Here is a 16,540-nt window from a genome sequence, read left to right on the forward strand (position 1 = left end):
CCCGGGGGTCCACCACCACAGACTTCTGCCCTCACCGACCTGGAGAACTTGCGGTGGTGGTGGAGTGTGTCGTCCGGTGGGGACTCGACCTTCCCGTCTTCACCAGTTTCGTCATCAGGATCAGTCACAGCAGTGGTGATGCCCGTCCGGCTGGCGAACGCCCAAACAGGTTCCCCTGTTTTCACGATGAGACGCCTCCATCCCACCGGGGGGCACTCCTTTCGGGGCCCACAGCCGCCCGGGAAAGTGCTGCCGCACGGGTTTTGTACGGGACTGGGGATTTCTCACCCGAGGCGCCTCAGCTATCCGTGGAGCTCGCTTTGTTCCGGCGAGCTTCGCGACGCACTGGCCTGTGGAGGACGACACAAGGCTGACCAGGCCACACCACGTCCAGATTCCGTCCCCGCCGACACCATTGCGGAAACCCCTGCCGGGCGTACCCGGCAGGGGTTCTTGGATACCTGCTTGGCTCAGGCCGGAGAGCACCCGCTGTCAGCGAAGGTCCTCTCAAGCGGTGTCGGAGATACCTGATCCTGTCGACGACCGGAGTCGTGGCAGCGACCGCGGGTGCTGAGGGATCACACCTGGGCGGTCAGGGCCTTCCAGTAGGTGACGTCAGCCGCCCGGTTGAAGTAGGCGTTGGTGCACACGTCGTACAGGCCGGGGCCGGAGGTGCTGTTGGTCTCCAGGAAGCTGCCGTTGGCGTAGAGGTTCCACAGCAGCAGCACGTCGCCCAGGCGCACCGACTGGTCCAGGGGGCTGGAGGTCTGGGCCAGGATCCGCCAGCGGCCGGTGCCCTCGGCCCGGTCCCTGCCCGGTGAGGTGGAGACGTCATACCTGCCGCCGGACTGCTGCTGGGCGTTGGACGCGTGCCCATTGGTGTCCAGGTACCCGCCGTCGTCCAGGTAGAGGTTGCGCAGGTAGATCACGTCCCCGCTGATCACCAGCGCCCCGGCGGCCTTGCCCGTGGCCGAGAGGACCTCCCAGGTTCCGGTACCGGCGCCTCGCGTGGGTGTGTCCGCTGTGGAGACCCCGTACTTGGCGGGAGCCGGGCGATGCCCGTTGGTGTCGAGGTATCCGCCTGCCCAGTTGTTGTACCCGTTCTGCAAATGAATGAGGTCGCCGTACTTGATCTCGTTCGCCACGAAATTCCTCTTTCAAACAGGGAACACGCGCAGTCTCGTGGAAATATGCCCACGAACTGGGTTTGCGTGCCAACAGGACCACTGTGCCATCAAACAAGGCCTGGTGTACATCATTTCCCAAAAGAAGTTTATTTCCTTCGCTTTCGGACATGCTCACAATTCTTTCCACCGTCGCCCGTAAGATGAAATGCACCAAAAGTCACTATTGCACTCGGAGGCGGATACTCAAGGAGCAAGAATGCTGAAAGTCGGGGTGTGCTCCGGACAGTAGGCACCTCAGGCAGCTTGAGGAGTCGCTCGTGGCGCGGTGCGCGATCCCGGCTCCGGAGCCACCACGCCGCCGCCCCCCGGCCTCGTCCCCGGACGGTGCCGATCCCCGGCCGCATATTCTCTGAGGTGCACCGATCACGAACCTGGAGAGCACACGATGCTGGAACTGCTGCCCGGACTCACCCAGATCTACGAGGGGTGGGCGCAGCACTACCCGGACGTGCACCCGCTGACCATCCAGTTCCCCGCCCGCGAGTCCGAGCAGGGGATCAACGGGGTGCTCGCCTACCCGATGGAGGGCCACTGGCTGCTGGTCACCTTCGGCCTCACCGAGCTGGGGGAGAAGACCAGCGAGGAGAAGCGGGTCTCCGGCGCCGGGTTCGAGTTCACCTGCCGCATCCCGCGTGAGGACGGCGACGAGACGGTGCCCGCGTGGATCCTCCGCGTCCTGCACGCGCTGGCCGACCAGTACGTGGCCGGTGCGCAGCTCGACGTGGGGCACTGGATCGTCACCCGGTCCCCGCTCGGCGGGGAGAGCGCCAACGGGGACATGACCTCGCTCGCGATCGTGCCCGACGCCGACATGCGCATCCTGGACACCGACAACGGCCTGGTGCTGTTCTTCCAGGTCGTGGGGCTCAGGACCGAGGAGGGCGAGTACGCCCAGGAGGCCGACACGGTCGCCCCGATCATGGCGCTGCTCCGCGACCGCGACCCGAAGATGATCACCGACCCCGATCGCGAGACCATCCGCCTCTAGCGCGCCCTTCCCCCCGGGTTCCCGTGGGGGCCAACCCGCGTACCCCGCGCGGTCACCCCGGATCGCGAACCTGGGGTTCCCGTGAACACGCCCCGCCTCCCCCCGCAGCCCGGACACCGGCAGGAGATCGACGGCCTGCGCGCCGTCGCCGTCCTGCTCGTGGCCGTCTACCACGTCTGGTTCGGCCGGGTCTCCGGCGGCGTGGACGTCTTCCTGCTGCTCACGGGTTTCCTCATCACCGGTTCCCTGGTGCGCGCGGCCGAACGCGGCGGGTTCCGCTACGGCGCCTTCCTCGGGAGGCTCGCCGTGCGGCTGGTGCCCACGGCGGCCCTGGTGATCGCGGTGTCCCTGCTGGGCGCCCGGCTGCTGCTGCCCGAGGCGCGCTGGCGCGACACCGTGGCGGAGGCCGTGGCCGCCGCGTTCCACCACATGAACTGGCACCTGGCGCTCGGCTCCGTCGACTACCTGGCGCGCGACGACGCCACGAGCGTCTTCCAGCACTTCTGGTCGCTGTCGGTCCAGGGACAGTTCTACCTGGTGTGGCCGGTGGTGATCGGCCTGGCCGCGTGGTGGGCCACCCGCCTCGGCCGACCCGTGCGCCGGGTGCTCCCCACCGTCCTGGGCACGGTTTTCGCGCTCTCCCTCGCCTACTCGGTGCTGATGACCCGGGCCGACCAGCCGTGGGCCTACTTCGACACCGGCGCGCGCCTGTGGGAGTTCGCGCTCGGCGGGCTGCTCGCCCTCCTCCTGCCATACCTGAACCCGCCCCGCACTCTGCGGATCCTCCTCGGCTGGCTCGGCCTGGCCGCGCTGGTCCTGTGCGGTGTGCTCCTCCAGGTGTCCACGGCCTTCCCCGGCTACGCGGCCCTGTGGCCGACCCTCGCCGCCACGGCGGTCATCGTGGCCGGGACCACCGGCTCCCCCTGGGGTGCGGACCGCTGGCTCACCCTCCGCCCGGTGCTGTACCTGGGCTCCCTCTCCTACGCCCTGTACCTGTGGCACTGGCCGATCCTGGTCCTCCACCTGGAGCTCACCGGGCGGGATCTCGCCAGCCCGCTCGGCGGAGCCCTCGTCCTCGTCGTGTCGATCGCCCTGGCGGCGGTGACGACCCCGCTGGCCGACCGGATCGTCGCGTTCGGCCGCGCGGGGACCCGGCGGCGGCCCCCGGTGGTCGCCGCCGCCTGCCTGGTCCCCGTCCTGCTGGCGACGGGCGCGTGGATGGCCCGGATGGACGCCGACCAGCGCCGCCTGGAGGAACTGCTCGCGGACCCGGCCCGCTACCCCGGCGCGTTGGCGCTGCCCCACGACGACCCCGGCGCGTACCCCGACCCGGTCCACCCGCCCCCGGCCTCCGCCGCCCTGGACCTTCCGGTCACCTACGACGACGGCTGCAACCAGTCCACCTCCGGAACCGAGGCGATCACCTGCTCCTACGGCTCCTCGGACCCCGACCGCACGGTCGCCCTGGTCGGCGGCTCCCACGCCGCCCACTGGTTCCCCGCCCTGGAGGACATCGCGCACCGCCGCGACTGGCGGCTGGTCAACATCACCAAGGGCGCTTGCCTGTTCACCGACGCGCCCCAGCTCCACAAGGGGGAGCCCTACACCGAGTGCGCCGAGTGGAACGCCGACGTCATGGACGAACTCCGGTCCCTGCGCCCCGACGCGGTGTTCACCACCGGCACCACGACGAGCCTGGACACCAGCGCGGGCTTCGGGGAGGAGGTCCTGGTGGACGGCTACGTGGACCGGTGGCGGGAGCTGGAGGCCCTGGGCATCGAGGTCGTCGCGGTCCGCGACACCCCGCGCCTGCCCTTCGCCGCCCCCGACTGCCTCTCCGAGTCCGATCCCGAGGAGTGCGCGGTGCCTCCCGGACACTCCCTGGCGGAGGAGTCACCCCTGGACGGGGCGGAGCTTCCCGCCAACGTCACGGCCCTGGACCTCACCGACCTGCTGTGCGAGCCGGACCTGTGCAGCCCGGTGGTCGGCAACGTCCTCGTCTACTGGGACGCGAGCCACATCACCACCACCTACATGCGCACCCTCGCCCCCGAACTCGAACGCCGCCTCCTGCTCCGCACCGGCTGATCAGGACTGAGGAAAACACCCGAACGACCTTCCTTTACAACCTGTGCGTTGTATACCTAAGCTGGTGTGGGGCATCGAACTGGAACTCGTCCAACCCTGGTTGGAAGCCCTGGACCAGGGCTCGTACGAACAAGTGATCGCGGCGCTCGAAGTACTGGCCACACACGGGCCCGGTATCGGCCGACCCCTGGTGGACACGGTCAGGGGGTCACGGCACGCGAACATGAAGGAGCTGCGCCCAGGATCCAGGGGGAGATCCGAACTGCGGGTCCTGTTCGCCTTCGATCCCGTGCGCAGGGCGATCATGCTGGTGGGCGGGGACAAGTCGGGAAACTGGCAGAAGTGGTACCGGGTCAGCATTCCACTCGCGGACCAGCGTTTCGACGAACACGTCGCCGGACTAGGGAGAGGACACCGATGACGAACCTTCGAGACATGCTGGCCAAGCGTCCTGTCGACCGGGAAGCGGTGGAGCGGCACAAGCAGCGGTTGCTGGACGAGGTTCGGTCCTACCGGCTGCGCGAGCTCAGGGAGGCGGCCGAGCTGACGCAGGTGCAGCTCTCCCAGCAGCTGAACGTCAGTCAGAACAGGGTCTCCAGCATCGAACGCGGGGAGATCGGCCACACGCAGGTCGACACCCTGAGGAGGTACGTGGAGGCCCTGGGGGGGAACCTGCGGGTCGAGATGGTGATCGGCGACGAGAGCTTCCCCATCGTCTGAGTCCGAAGGGGGCCGCCGACCTCGCGGGTCGGCGGCCCCCTTCGGGTCCCTCTCTCGGCTACCTGTCGGCGCCTCGTCCGAGGGCCGTGCCGATCTCGCCCACGCGGTCGGCCAGCAGGCCCATCGCGCCGATGGCCCTGGTCATCGGGTCGTCGTCGGATCCGCCCAGCGCACGGCCGCGACGGAAGCCCTCCTTGACCTCGTGCCAGCGCTCCTCCTGCTCGGGGGTCATCACCCCGCGCAGTTCGGCCAGCTTGAGCAGGTTGGCCTCCGCGCCGGACGTGAGGGTCTGCGCCTCGCCCAGGTAGTGGTCGTCGATGACGGCCTCCACCTCGGCCTCGTTCATGACCGGCACGATCTTCTCCGACAGCCGGTTCATGTTCCGGTACGAACCCTGGAGCTGGAACGGGGGCTCGGTCCGGGCGTCCTCCGACTGCGCCGCCGAGGCGATGTAGGCCTGGTTGTTGGCCAGCACCACCTCCTGCACCCGGAGCATCTTCCGGAGGACGGAGACGATCCGGTCCACCTCCGCAGCCGAGTACGGGTGCTTCAGCCGGTCCGTGCCGACCGAGTCGTCACCCTGAGCCATCCGCACGAACGTGTACACGTCCTCGCGGTCCCGGGTGGAGAGCGGCGCCAGGGTCTGGTTGGAGGTGAGCGCGTTCTCGATGTAGCTGAGCGCGAACAGCTCCTCCTTGCCCGAGAGCACGTCACCCAGGTTGTACACGTCGGCACGGTTGGCCAGCATGTCCGGGATGCGGAACCGCTTGCCCTGCTCGGTGTACGGGTTGCCGGCCATACAGACGGCGAACCGCTTGCCGCGCAGGTCGTAGGTGCGCGTCCGTCCCTCCCACACGCCCTCCATCCGGCGCTGGCCGTCACAGAGCGAGATGAACTTCTGGAGGAGCTCCGGGTTGGTGTGCTGGATGTCGTCCAGGTACAGCATCGTGTTGCTGCCCATCTCCAGCGCGAGGGAGATCTTCTCGATCTCCTGGCGGGAGGTGGCGTCCGGGGCCTCGGCCGGGTCCAACGAGGTGACCGCGTGGCCCAGAGCGGGGCCGTTGACCTTGACGAACACCAGGCCCAGACGGCTCGCCACGTACTCCATCAGCGTGGTCTTGCCGTACCCGGGAGGGGAGATGAGCAGCAGCAGACCGCTCTGGTCCGTGCGTTTGTCGTCCCCGGCCGCGCCCAGCTGCTTGGCGAGGTTGTCACCGATCAGCGGCAGGTACGACTCGTCCAGCAGACGGTTGCGCACGAACCCGCTCATCACCTTCGGCCTGTACTCCTCCAGCCGCAGGCGCTCGCGTTCGGTCGCCACCAGCGCGTTCCGGCGACGCTGGAAGTCCCGGTACGCGGGCACCTCCACGGTGCGGAACCGCCGGGTGCGCGGCAGGATCTCGTCCAACCGCACCTCCAGCGACCGCTCGCTGATCCTCGGGTGCGACCCCAGCAGCCCGGTGACGCGTTCGCCGACCGCGGCCGACGACTCGTACCGGTCCACCTCGGACAGCGCGATCGCGGCGGCCTCGGGCAGGTCGCCCGGGGCGGGCGGCTCCTCCAGCGTGGTCGCGTACGCCTCCAACCACGCCGTCACCAGCTGGTGACGGGCGGCCAGGTCCTCGCCGAGCCCCCGCAGGTCCTCCTCGAAGGCCTTGCGGGTGGTCTCCCGGGTGCTGCCCAGCGCCCGGTGGAACCGGTCCAGCAGCTGACGGGCGCCCGCACCCGAGACGAACCCGCGCTCGGCGGGGCCGTCCAGGGCCAGTTCCTCGAAGAGGTAGTCGCCCACCAGCTCCAGGTCGGCGTCCTGGTGGAGGCCGGTGTCGGTGAGGAAGGCGTCCACACTCTCGGCCAGCTCGGTGCGCAGCGCGTCGATCGCCGCCGACCGGCGCGCACCGAACACGCTCCGGGCCCGCGCGAGCGAGGTCGCTCGGGTCCGCCAGGCCCCCCGCCGCTCCTGGTCCGCGCCGTACGCCCAGAACAGCTGGGCCACCGCCCTGACCCGCCCCGGGTAGCGCAGGAGCCCGGCCCCGGCGCGCAGCCGCAGCAGCGCGGAGAGGACACGGGTGGCGTCGTGGTCGTGCACGCCCCGCTCGTAGCCCTCGTCGTAGCGGGACTCCGCCGCCCCGCGCACCAGGGACTCCAGGGACTCCCCGTTCTCGGGGTGCAGGACGGCCTCGTTGAGGGCCTCCAGCGAGAACCCGCCGGACCCCTCCTCGGCCGCGCTCAGGATCGACGTGGCCAGGTACTCCGCCCGGTACACCTCGGGGCTCTCGGAGACCAGCAACCGGTCCCACAGGTGCCGGGTCTCCTGGAACGCCTCGTCCCTGACCGGCGACCGGAAGTCGGTGCCGGTGACCGCCACCGACATCTGCCCGTCGTGCGGGGTGAGGGTGAGGTCGATGGGCTGGGTGTTGACCCCGAAGCGGTGCCTGCCCAGCCGGATGGTCTCCCCGCCGGCTCCGCCCTCGAACAGGTCGGTGCGGTCCTGGAGCGCCCGCCCCGCCTCCTGGCGGGCGGCCAGGATCTGGCCCTCCAGTTCCTCGGCGCGCACGGTGTCCCCGAGCGCGCGCATCTCCTCGGCGGTGCGGCGCAGCCGCGTCACCATCGCGTCCGACGCGAAGTAGGTGTTGATGTCCTCCAGCGTGGCCAGTGCCGCGACCCGCCGGTGCACACCCTCCAGGACCCGGGCGGCGGAGGACGCCAACCGGTCGGCCCGGCGGGAGCGCTCGTCGACCAACGACTGCTTGCGGGTGGAGAACGCCTCGTAGACGTCCTCGCGCTTGTCCGACAGCTCCTGGAGGAAGTCGTCGAACTCCGCGAAGCGGGACTCCAGGTTCTCCAGCTGGAGCATGATCCGGCCCAGCTGCTCGTCGCAGCGGTCCGGGGTGTCCGCCGCGGCGATCGCCCCGGTGATGGCCTGTCCCAGCAGGGCGAACTCGGCGGCGAACTCGGCCCGCCCCTCCAGGGCGAGCAGTTCCCTGCGCCGCGACTCCAACGTGGCGCGGGCCCGGTTGACCCCCGCCATCACCTCGCTGATCCGCTCCAGGATGCGCGTGCGCACCTGGGCGTCACCGATGTCGAGGGAGCCGATCACCTCGGTGACCACCTGGAGGCCCTCGGTCTGCTCCGCGATCCGCTCGCCCACGGCGGTGGCGGCGCTGACCGCCTCCAGCGCCTCGGCCTCCCCGACCAGCCGCTCCACCTCGGAGTGGTAGCCGTCGAAGGCGTCGTCCTGTTCGAGGAAGGCGACGGTGCGGCGCCCGGCCGAGGCGATCTCCTCGCCCAGGCCCTCCTCCACCGCGTCGATCCGGCCGGTGTCCACGTAGCGCATCTCGCGCAGCGTGGCCGCCTGCCCCTGGGCACGGCGCAGGTCGGTCAGCCGGGTCACCCACCCCTCGGCCGAGCGCGGGGTCTCGCCCCGCGACCGGCGGATGAGCGCGGTGACCCTCTCCTCGGTCTCGGTGAGGCTCTGCGCGGCCTGCCGGGTGAGCTCCTGGACGGTCTCGAACTCGTCCAGGACCCGCTCGGCCGTGGACCGCACCTCGGTGAGCGGGGTGGCGAGGTCGCCCAGCGCCTCGTCGCCCAGCCAGTGGAACCGGTCCAGGACCCGGCGGCAGGACGCGATGAGCGCCTCGAACACCTCGGACGAGGGCCGCATGTCCTCGGAGATCCGCGCCACCGACAGGCACTCGGACACGCCCTGGACCAGTTCGGCGTTGCCGATCCGCTCCAGCGGCCCGGTGCCGACCGGCTGCGCGGCCGCGTACACGTCGGACACGTACGGGGTCTGCCACACCTGCATGGGGTGCACCCGGGTGGGCTCACCGGAGTTGTCCCGGAAGACCGTCATCGTCCCGTCGTCGAACAGCGAGTAGCCGTGGCAGACGATCGGGTTGGCGACCTCCTTGCGGATGGTGTTGTACGACAGCAGCAGGCTGCGGCCGTCCGCCCGCGAGTGGAAGACGTACAGCACGTCCTCGCCGTTGGGCGAGCGCACCACCCGCTCGAACTCCAGGTCCGTGACGTCGGTGTCGAAGGTCCGCGCGACCCCGGTGGCCAGGTAGTAGCCCCCGGGGAAGATGAGCCCCTGGTCGTCGGGCAGGCGCTGACAGGACTGGCCGATGCCGTCGAGGCGCTCGACCTCCTTGGTGCGCGTGTTGAAGACCAGGTGGCGCCAGACCGTCTCGTTGTACGGCTGGACCTTCAGCAGGACGAGCGCGCCGACCTGCGCGTGGAACACCGACGCGTCGGCCAGGCTCTGCAACGGTTCGTCGACGGGCTCGCTGTAGACGCCCTCCCCGACCTCGGTGTTGTTCTCCACCTTGATGGTGAGGTCGCCGCCGACCGTCTCCACGAACAGCTCGTCGCGGATCGAGATGTGCGGGTGCCGCCCCTGCACGTGGTCCTCGCGGGTGGCCTCCGTCCACGAGAAGTCGTGCGAGGGCGGGAACACGTGGTCGCGTTCGCCCCGGTCGTCGAGGTAGGAGAGCTCACCCGTGGGCGAGACCGACCACCGCAGCACCCGCACGTCCTCGGTGCGCGGGCCGGTCTGGAAGACGGCGAGCAGCCGTTCCTCGACCCGGCGCAGCTGGAGCAGGCGGGCGTCGCGGTAGTAGCGGTAGAGCTGGGCGAACTCCTGCCGGAACCGCTCGTCCGCGAGGAGGCCCGGAACGGCCTCCTCGTCCGTGTCGGTGAACTCGAAGGAGTCACCGTCGTGCTCGTACCGGTGCAGGGAGAACACGTCGGAGACGTGCGTCTGGCTCTGCATGCCGATGTAGACGTTGTAACCGAAGAGGATCATGTCCCCGTCGGCGTCGTCCCCGACGGAACGCCCCACGCTGACGATGTCGCGCGGCACGCAGTTGTGCTCGGTGCGGATGCGCTCGGTACCGCGCAGGGAGAGCTCGGTGCCGCCGAACACCCCAAGGCGGCGGTTGTTGAGTTCCTCGGTCCGCCGGGCCAGCTCACCGGTCTGTTCGCGGAGCCGGGCGCGGAGCACCTCGTAGGTGCCCGCGTCCAGCGTCCGCGCGTCCTCGGTGTCGGGTCCGGGGCCTTCGGTCTCCTGGGAGTGGGCCTCGGTCACGGAGGACTACCTCACTGCTTCACGGGGGCGAGGGCGTTCACGGGAAGCTGCTCGAGGCCCAGGGAGCGGGCCGTGCTCAGCAGGTTGTCCAGCCTGCCCGCCTGGGGGCCGCCCGCCGCGATGAGCTTGAGCAGCAGCGCGGAGACGGTGAGGTTCTTGACGTCCTCGGTGTCGGCCTCGGCCAGGACCCGCTTGACGTCCTCCGCGAAGTTGCCCTCGCCGCTCAGCCAGCCGCTGCCCAGCGCCTGGAGGGTGTCGGAGCTGCCGACGAATCCGTCGACGGCCTTGCCCATGCCGATGGAGTTGACCATGCGGTCGAAGAAGGCGCCGTCGCCGCCGACGATGTTGATGTCGGCGCTCTCCAGGCCGGCGGCCATCGCCGCGGCCTGGGCCTCGGCGACCTGACGGTGCACGTCGATCCCGGCCAGGCGGACCTCCTTCTCGGCGTCCAGACGCAGGCGGTACTCCTCGTGCTCGCGGCTGACCTGGTCCAGGGCGGCCATGGCGGCGGCCTTGTCGGTCAGACCGGCGGCCTCGGCGCGCAGCTTCTTCTCCACCGCGTCGGCCTCGACGTCGGCCTTCTCGCGGGCGACGACGGCCTCGGCGCGGCCGAGCTTCTCGACGGCGGCGGCGTCCTGCTCGCGCACCTGGACGTCGGCCAGACCGGCGGCGGCGGCCTCGGCCTGGATGCCCTCGGCCAGGCGGATCTTGGCGCGGGTGTCCAGCTCGGCGGCCTGCTGGCGGGCCTCCGCGAGCGTGAGCTCCTCCTGGGCGCGGTGCTTCGCGGCGGCTTCGGCGGCCTCGGCGGCCTTGATGTCCTTGACCAGGTTCTCCTGGGCCTCGGCCTCGGCGTGGATGATGATGGCCTGGCGCTGGCGCTCGGCCTCCTCGACGGCCCGGAGCTTCTTGATCGCCTCCTCCTGCTCCGCGACGGTGCGGTCGACGGCCACCCGCTCGCGGACGACGTCGGCGACCTCGCGCTTCTCGGCCTCGACCTCCTTCTCCTTGGCGATGCGGCTCAGCTCGGTCTCGCGCTCGCGGCCGATGACCTCCAGGAGGCGGTCCTTCTCGATGCGCTCGGTCTCGATGGCGATGACGCGCTCGCGGTTCTTCTCCGCGACCGCGATCTCACGCTGCTGGTTCTGGTGCTGGACGCCCAGCGACTCGGAGGTGCGCAGGTTGGCGGTCTCGGACTTGAGCCGCTCCTCGGCCTGGACCCGGGCGGTCTCGGCCTCCTCCTGCGCGCGGATGATCTCGATCTCGCGCTTGGCCTTGGCGGCCGCCTCCTCGCGACGCTTCTCCAGCTCGGCGAGGGTCTCGGCGGTCTCCGTGTTCTGGCGGTCGATCTCCTTCTTGCGGTCGTTCTCGAACTCGTTGGTGCGCTTGTGCTCCTTGGCGGTGCGCTCCGTGATCTTCGAGATGCCCTGCGCGTCGAGGATGTTGTTGGCGTCGTGCTGGTGCAGCGGGGTCTGCTCCAGCTCGTCGATGGCCACGTCCTCCAGGATGTAGCCGTTGAGGTCGGTGCCGATCAGCGACACGATCGCGTGGCGGAACTGCTCGCGGTGCGTGAACAGCTCCTCGAAGTCGAACTGCTTGCCGACGGTCTTGAGCGCCTCGGAGAACTTGGAGTTGAAGAGTTCCTGGAGGGTGTCCTGGTCGCTGGCGCGCGCGGTGCCGATCGCCTTCGCGACCTTCTTGACGTCCTCGGCGGTCTCGTTCACGCGGACGTAGAAGAACACCTTGATGTCCGCGCGGATGTTGTCCTTGCAGGTCAGGCCGTCACGGCCGCCGCGCTCCAGGGTCAGGCTCTTGAGGGAGATGTCCATGATCTCGGCCTTGTGCAGGACCGGGAGGACGATGGAGCCGGTGAAGGTGACGTGGACGTCGCGGACCTTCGAGATGATCAGGGCCTTGCCCTGCTCGACCTTCCGGAAGAGGCGCGTGACCATCACCAGGAGGACGATGAGGACGACGAGGCCGATGGCCAGGGCCACTCCGAAGGTCAGGAAGGCCGCGTCAGCCGCCTCCTGGCCGCCGGTGGAGGATGCACTCAGCAACACGTGGGGGTCTCTTTCTGCGAGGTGAACGTGGTCGGTCCGGCACCGGGGGAGCGACGCGGGGCTGGCGGTGCGGCGACCGGGGGTGAGAAGCGTTCGTCATGGTGTGGGACGCGACGGTGGCGCGAACGGTTCCACGGTCGGCCAAGGTCGTCCCTGCTCACGGGCGGGCCGGGAGCACGGCGGCTGGCGGGAGGTGCCCGGTCGGGCGGTCAGGACTGCCCGGGATCGAGGGCGGCGTCGAAGGCGGTCACCAGGAAGACGTCGTCGTCCGGGCTGTGGTCGAAGATCAGCGCGGTACTGCCCAGGGAGAGGACCTCACCGCTGATGGTGCGTACGGGGATGGAGATGGCGGCCCCGCCCGCGGTGGTGATCTCGGCCTGGCCGAAGTCCTCGCGGGCCTCACCGATCCGGATCACGCAGGTGCGGCCGACCAGCTCGTGCTTGGAGTCGCCCCTGCCCTTGGGCAGGAAGCGCTGGAGGCCCATGACCACGCCGCTGGTGACCGCCCAGGCGGCGACCAGCGCGATCAGCAGCACCACGGCGCCGAGGGCGTAGAGCAGGGGGGTGGAGGTGGTCTCGATGAGGGTGGTCAAGATGCTTCCCATCATGCTCACGAACCAGGCGACACAGATCAGCAGGCTCAGGGCCACCGTCACCGGAACCCCGCCGAGGCCCGCCCTGCTGAGGAACGCGCTCAGCCCGACGGCGTCGCCGTCGGCGTCCACGCCGTCGAGCAGCTCGGTGTCGGCGGCGCCGACCATCACGAGGATCCAGTAGCCCAGCACGACGACGAGCATCGGCGTGAACAGGACGGTGGGAAACCCGAACGCGGCACTCAGGAAAACGCCCACCCGTGCCCCCGCCCCCACCGTTCGAACTGTCCAGGAACTCTACCGAACGCCCCAGTTCAGGACGGCCCCCGGGGCCGTTCCTGACCGCTTGTGGTCACGTTCGCGGCCTGTCCTGATCCGGTCACGCGGTGAAGCGCTCGTTCCCTCGGAGACCCCGTGAACAGGGCGGAGCGGCGTCCGTGCCCGTCCGTGGGGCGTGAACGGCACGGGACCCGTGACCCGGAGTTGACCGCTGCCGGGGAGCCTGGACCCGGCAGGCAGCCCCCACCTCGTGAAAGGGACATCCCCCACGTGAACAGCGCACCCCCCGACCGGGCGTTCCCCGAGAAGAAGGCGAAACCGCCGATGGGGCGGGACTTCCACCGCTTCTGGGCGGGGAGTCTGTCCAGCAACCTCGGCGACGGGATGATGCTCGTCGCGTTGCCGCTGGTGGCGGCCATGCTGACCAACGACCCCCTGCTGGTGGCCGGGCTGACGGCGGTCCGCTTCCTGCCCTGGCTGCTGGTCGGCCTGTTCGCGGGCGTGGTGGTGGACCGGGTCGACCGGGTGCGCCTGATGGTCCTGACCAACCTCGGCCGGGGCGGCGCGCTCGTGGCCCTGTCCCTGCTGATCGTCACCGGTCACGCCTCGATCTGGGCGCTGTACGCGGTCATGTTCACGGTGATGGTCTGCGAGGTGTTCTACGACCTCGCCGGGCGGGCGATGCTGCCGGACATCGCCCCGGTCGGCGCGCTGGACCGGGCCAACAGCCGTCTGGTCGGCGGTCAGACCGTCACCCAGCAGTTCGCGGGCGGGCCGCTCGCCGGGTTCCTGTTCGTGGTGGCGGCGTTCCTGCCGCTGGCCGTCAACGCCGGGGCCTACGTCCTGGGTGCGCTGGTGCTGCTCGGCCTGCCGTTGGCGGTGCGCCGCCCCCGCCGACCCGAGGGCGGTACTGAGGAGAGGGACGGGAAGGGAGCGGTGCGCTCGGTCCTCGACGACATCGGTGAGGGGCTGGCCTTCGTCTTCCGTGGCAGCTCCCTGGGCCCGATCCTGGCGTTCAACGTGGTTATGAACATGGCCTTCGTCGGCCAGTCCGCGGTGATGGTGCTCCTGGTCCGGGACCACTTCGGGGTGCCCGCCGCCCTCTACGGGGTCTTCCTGGGCGCCTCCGCGGTGGGCGCGCTCCTGGGTGCGTCCACCGTGAGCCGGATCGTGGGCCGTCTCGGCCGGTTCCGCACGGAGATGGCGCTCTTCACTCTGGCGTCCGTGTCCTGCGTCGCCTTCGGCCTCGCCCCCAACGCCTACGTGGCCGCCGTGGCGTGGACGGTGATCGGGTTCGCGATGACCTCGTCCAACATCGTGATGCTCAGCGCCATCCAGCTCATCGTTCCCGGTGCCCAGATGGGGCGGGTGATGTCCTGCGTCCAGGTGTCCGGTGCGGGCTTCTCCCCGATCGGCGCCCTGCTGGGCGGGGCGCTCGGCCGGGTCGAGCTGTCCTACGTGCCGGTCGCGGCGGGCGCGGTCGTCTTCGGCGCCCTGCTCGCCTCCGCGTCCGCGCTGCGCCGGGTCACCGCCCAGGCGGACGAGCACGAGGCCGCGGCGGTGGCCGACGCATCAGGGGCCGAAGCCTTGGGAAAAGTCGCTGACCTGGGTGAACATGAGCGGGAACCCGGGCAGGAGAAAAAGTAGGAAGAATCCTGAGGAGTGTGTCGATCCCGGCCCGCCCCGTTCGACGTACTGGTGAGAGCGGGGAACGGACCCCGTTCCGCACCCGAAGAGCGGAGAGCACCATGCGCTACCTGATGTCGATCATGAGCACCCCCGAGTCCGAGGCCGCCGACTACGAGGTCGGCCCCGAGGTCTACGAGGAGATGGGGAAGTACAACGAGGAGATGGTCCGGGCCGGGGTCCTGCTGACCGGTGAGGGGCTCGCGCCCACCTCCGCCGGGGCCGAGGTCATCTTCCGCGACGGTGAGGCCACCGTGCTGGACGGTCCCTTCACCGAGGCCAAGGAGTTCATCGCGGGGTACTGGGTGCTCCAGGTGTCCTCGCACGCCGAGGCCCTGGAGTGGGCCAGGAGGTGCCCGCACCCCGCCAAGGGCGAGCCGGGCGAACTCAAGCTCCAGCTGCGCCGTATCGCTGAGCTGGAGGACCTGGAGGACATGCCGGAGGAGGTCAAGGAGCACGAGCGTGAGCGCCGTGCCGAGGAGGAGAGCCGCCAGGGCTGAGGGTCGCCCCGGGGGGGCGAATCCCGTTGCACCTGTGTGGCCCGTGGTGCTGTGATGGAACCATGGGCCACACCGGCGTCGAACGCGAGGTGGAGGCGGTCTGGCGTATCGAGTCGGCCCGCCTCGTCGCCACGCTCACCAGAATGGTCGGGGAGGTCGGACTCGCTGAGGAGTTCGCCCAGGACGCCCTGGTCTCCGCCCTGGAGAAGTGGCCGGAGGAGGGTGTGCCCCGCAAGCCCGGGGCCTGGCTGACCACCGTCGCGCGACGGCGTGTGCTCGACCGTTGGCGGCGGGACGAGCGTTTCAGGTCGCACATGGTGGAGCTGGGCCGGGAGTTCACCGAACACGACGGGCGGTCCGACTTCGACGCCGTCCTGGAGGAGGACTACGGCGACGACCTGCTCCGCCTGATGTTCGTCTGCTGCCATCCGGTGCTGTCCACCCCGGCGCGGATCGCCCTCACCCTGAGGCTGCTCGGCGGCCTCACCACCGACGAGATCGCGCGCGCCTTCCTGGTTCCCGAGGCCACCGTGGCCCAGCGCGTGGTGCGCGCCAAACGCACGCTGGCCCAGAAGAAGGTCCGGTTCGAAGTGCCGAGCGGACCCGACCGCGACGCCCGGCTCTCGGATGTGCTCGAAGTCCTCTACCTGGTGTTCAACGAGGGCTACACGGCGACCTCGGGGGAGCGCTGGCTGCGCCCCGAGCTGTGCGAGGAGGCCATGCGCCTGGGCCGGGTCCTCGTGGAGCTGTTGCCCCAGGAGCCCGAGGTGCACGGGCTGGTGGCCCTCATGGAGCTCCAGGCCTCCCGGTTCCGGGCCCGGGGCGGCCCCGGAGGGGAGCCGGTCCCGCTCGCGGAGCAGGACCGCTCCCGCTGGGACCGGCTGCTCATCGGCCGGGGCGTGCGGGCCCTGAGCCGTTCGATGCCGACGGACCCCGCCGAGCCCCGGGGCGTCTACTCGCTCCAGGCCGGGATCGCCGCGCTGCACGCGGTCGCCGTCCGGCCCGAGGACACCGACTGGAACGGGATCGCCGTCCTGTACGAGGAGCTGGTTCGGCGCACCGGCTCACCCGTCGTCGAGCTCAACCGCGCGGTGGCCGTGTCCATGGCGCTGGGGCCGGAGGAGGCGCTCGGGATCGTCGACGCCCTGAGTGCCTCCGGTGCCCTCGACGGCTATCACCTCCTGCCCACCGTCCGTGGCGACCTGCTGGAACGCCTGGACCGCGCGGAGGAGGCCCGAGCGGAGTTCGCCCGTGCGGCCGAGCTCACCCGCAACGAACGCGAACGCGACCTCCTGCTGGAACGCGCCCGGAAGTGAGATCGTGCCGTGCGCGCGTGCGGTCCGCTCGCGCGCA

General features: G+C 70.2%; 11 protein-coding genes. 7 read left to right on the top strand and 4 right to left on the bottom strand.

The window, feature by feature from the left end; genetic code table 11:
* Nucleotides 1-578: 578 nt before the first annotated feature.
* Nucleotides 579-1,145 carry a hypothetical protein gene (locus tag AC0VYM_RS02070; RefSeq protein WP_475458315.1) on the bottom strand — a complete coding sequence of 189 codons (567 nt, stop codon included), beginning with the start codon at nucleotides 1,143-1,145 and terminating at the stop codon, nucleotides 579-581.
* A 427-nt stretch (nucleotides 1,146-1,572) separates the two neighbouring features.
* On the opposite strand from AC0VYM_RS02070, the gene AC0VYM_RS02075 reads away from it, so the two are divergent.
* The 4 genes from AC0VYM_RS02075 (at nucleotide 1,573) to AC0VYM_RS02090 (ending at nucleotide 4,983) form a co-directional block, all read left to right on the top strand.
* A complete protein-coding gene (locus AC0VYM_RS02075; RefSeq protein ID WP_475458317.1) occupies nucleotides 1,573-2,175 on the top strand; it encodes a suppressor of fused domain protein in 603 nt (200 codons plus the stop codon).
* A gap of 81 nt (nucleotides 2,176-2,256) precedes the next feature.
* Nucleotides 2,257-4,263: an acyltransferase family protein gene (locus AC0VYM_RS02080; protein ID WP_475458320.1), complete on the top strand. Its 2,007-nt coding sequence runs from the start codon at nucleotides 2,257-2,259 to the stop codon at nucleotides 4,261-4,263.
* 64 nt (nucleotides 4,264-4,327) lie between these two features.
* Complete coding sequence (locus AC0VYM_RS02085; protein ID WP_475458322.1) at nucleotides 4,328-4,684, top strand: type II toxin-antitoxin system RelE/ParE family toxin; 357 nt, start codon at nucleotides 4,328-4,330, stop codon at nucleotides 4,682-4,684.
* Entirely contained in the window at nucleotides 4,681-4,983 is a 303-nt protein-coding gene (locus AC0VYM_RS02090) for a helix-turn-helix domain-containing protein (protein ID WP_475458324.1), read from the top strand. Before AC0VYM_RS02085 ends, AC0VYM_RS02090 begins: the two co-directional genes overlap by 4 nt.
* Before the next feature lie 58 nt (nucleotides 4,984-5,041).
* On the opposite strand, the gene AC0VYM_RS02095 is transcribed toward AC0VYM_RS02090, so the two are convergent.
* From AC0VYM_RS02095 to AC0VYM_RS02105, 3 genes are all read right to left on the bottom strand, one after another.
* Nucleotides 5,042-10,069 carry a DNA repair ATPase gene (locus AC0VYM_RS02095; protein WP_475458326.1) on the bottom strand — a complete coding sequence of 1,676 codons (5,028 nt, stop codon included), beginning with the start codon at nucleotides 10,067-10,069 and terminating at the stop codon, nucleotides 5,042-5,044.
* A gap of 11 nt (nucleotides 10,070-10,080) precedes the next feature.
* Complete coding sequence (locus AC0VYM_RS02100) at nucleotides 10,081-12,129, bottom strand: flotillin family protein (RefSeq protein ID WP_475458328.1); 2,049 nt, start codon at nucleotides 12,127-12,129, stop codon at nucleotides 10,081-10,083.
* Nucleotides 12,130-12,338: 209 nt separating this feature from the next.
* Nucleotides 12,339-12,980 carry a DUF1449 domain-containing protein gene (locus tag AC0VYM_RS02105; RefSeq protein WP_475458330.1) on the bottom strand — a complete coding sequence of 214 codons (642 nt, stop codon included), beginning with the start codon at nucleotides 12,978-12,980 and terminating at the stop codon, nucleotides 12,339-12,341.
* 345 nt (nucleotides 12,981-13,325) lie between these two features.
* Between AC0VYM_RS02105 and AC0VYM_RS02110 the strand changes: the two genes are divergently transcribed.
* From AC0VYM_RS02110 to AC0VYM_RS02120, 3 genes are all read left to right on the top strand, one after another.
* A complete protein-coding gene (locus AC0VYM_RS02110; RefSeq protein WP_475462906.1) occupies nucleotides 13,326-14,648 on the top strand; it encodes an MFS transporter in 1,323 nt (440 codons plus the stop codon).
* Nucleotides 14,649-14,749: 101 nt separating this feature from the next.
* Nucleotides 14,750-15,187: a YciI family protein gene (locus AC0VYM_RS02115; RefSeq protein WP_475458332.1), complete on the top strand. Its 438-nt coding sequence runs from the start codon at nucleotides 14,750-14,752 to the stop codon at nucleotides 15,185-15,187.
* 62 nt (nucleotides 15,188-15,249) lie between these two features.
* A complete protein-coding gene (locus AC0VYM_RS02120; protein WP_475458334.1) occupies nucleotides 15,250-16,503 on the top strand; it encodes an RNA polymerase sigma factor in 1,254 nt (417 codons plus the stop codon).
* Nucleotides 16,504-16,540: the final 37 nt, after the last annotated feature.

It is taken from the genome of Nocardiopsis sp. iso_237 (assembly GCF_056173345.1).

Coding starts and splice junctions, on each gene's coding strand:
- AC0VYM_RS02090 (WP_475458324.1), top strand. CDS start 4,681: ATGACGAACCTTCGAGACATGCTGGCCAAGCGTCCTGTCGACCGGGAA.
- AC0VYM_RS02075 (WP_475458317.1), top strand. CDS start 1,573: ATGCTGGAACTGCTGCCCGGACTCACCCAGATCTACGAGGGGTGGGCG.
- AC0VYM_RS02110 (WP_475462906.1), top strand. CDS start 13,326: ATGGGGCGGGACTTCCACCGCTTCTGGGCGGGGAGTCTGTCCAGCAAC.
- AC0VYM_RS02120 (WP_475458334.1), top strand. CDS start 15,250: ATGGGCCACACCGGCGTCGAACGCGAGGTGGAGGCGGTCTGGCGTATC.
- AC0VYM_RS02115 (WP_475458332.1), top strand. CDS start 14,750: ATGCGCTACCTGATGTCGATCATGAGCACCCCCGAGTCCGAGGCCGCC.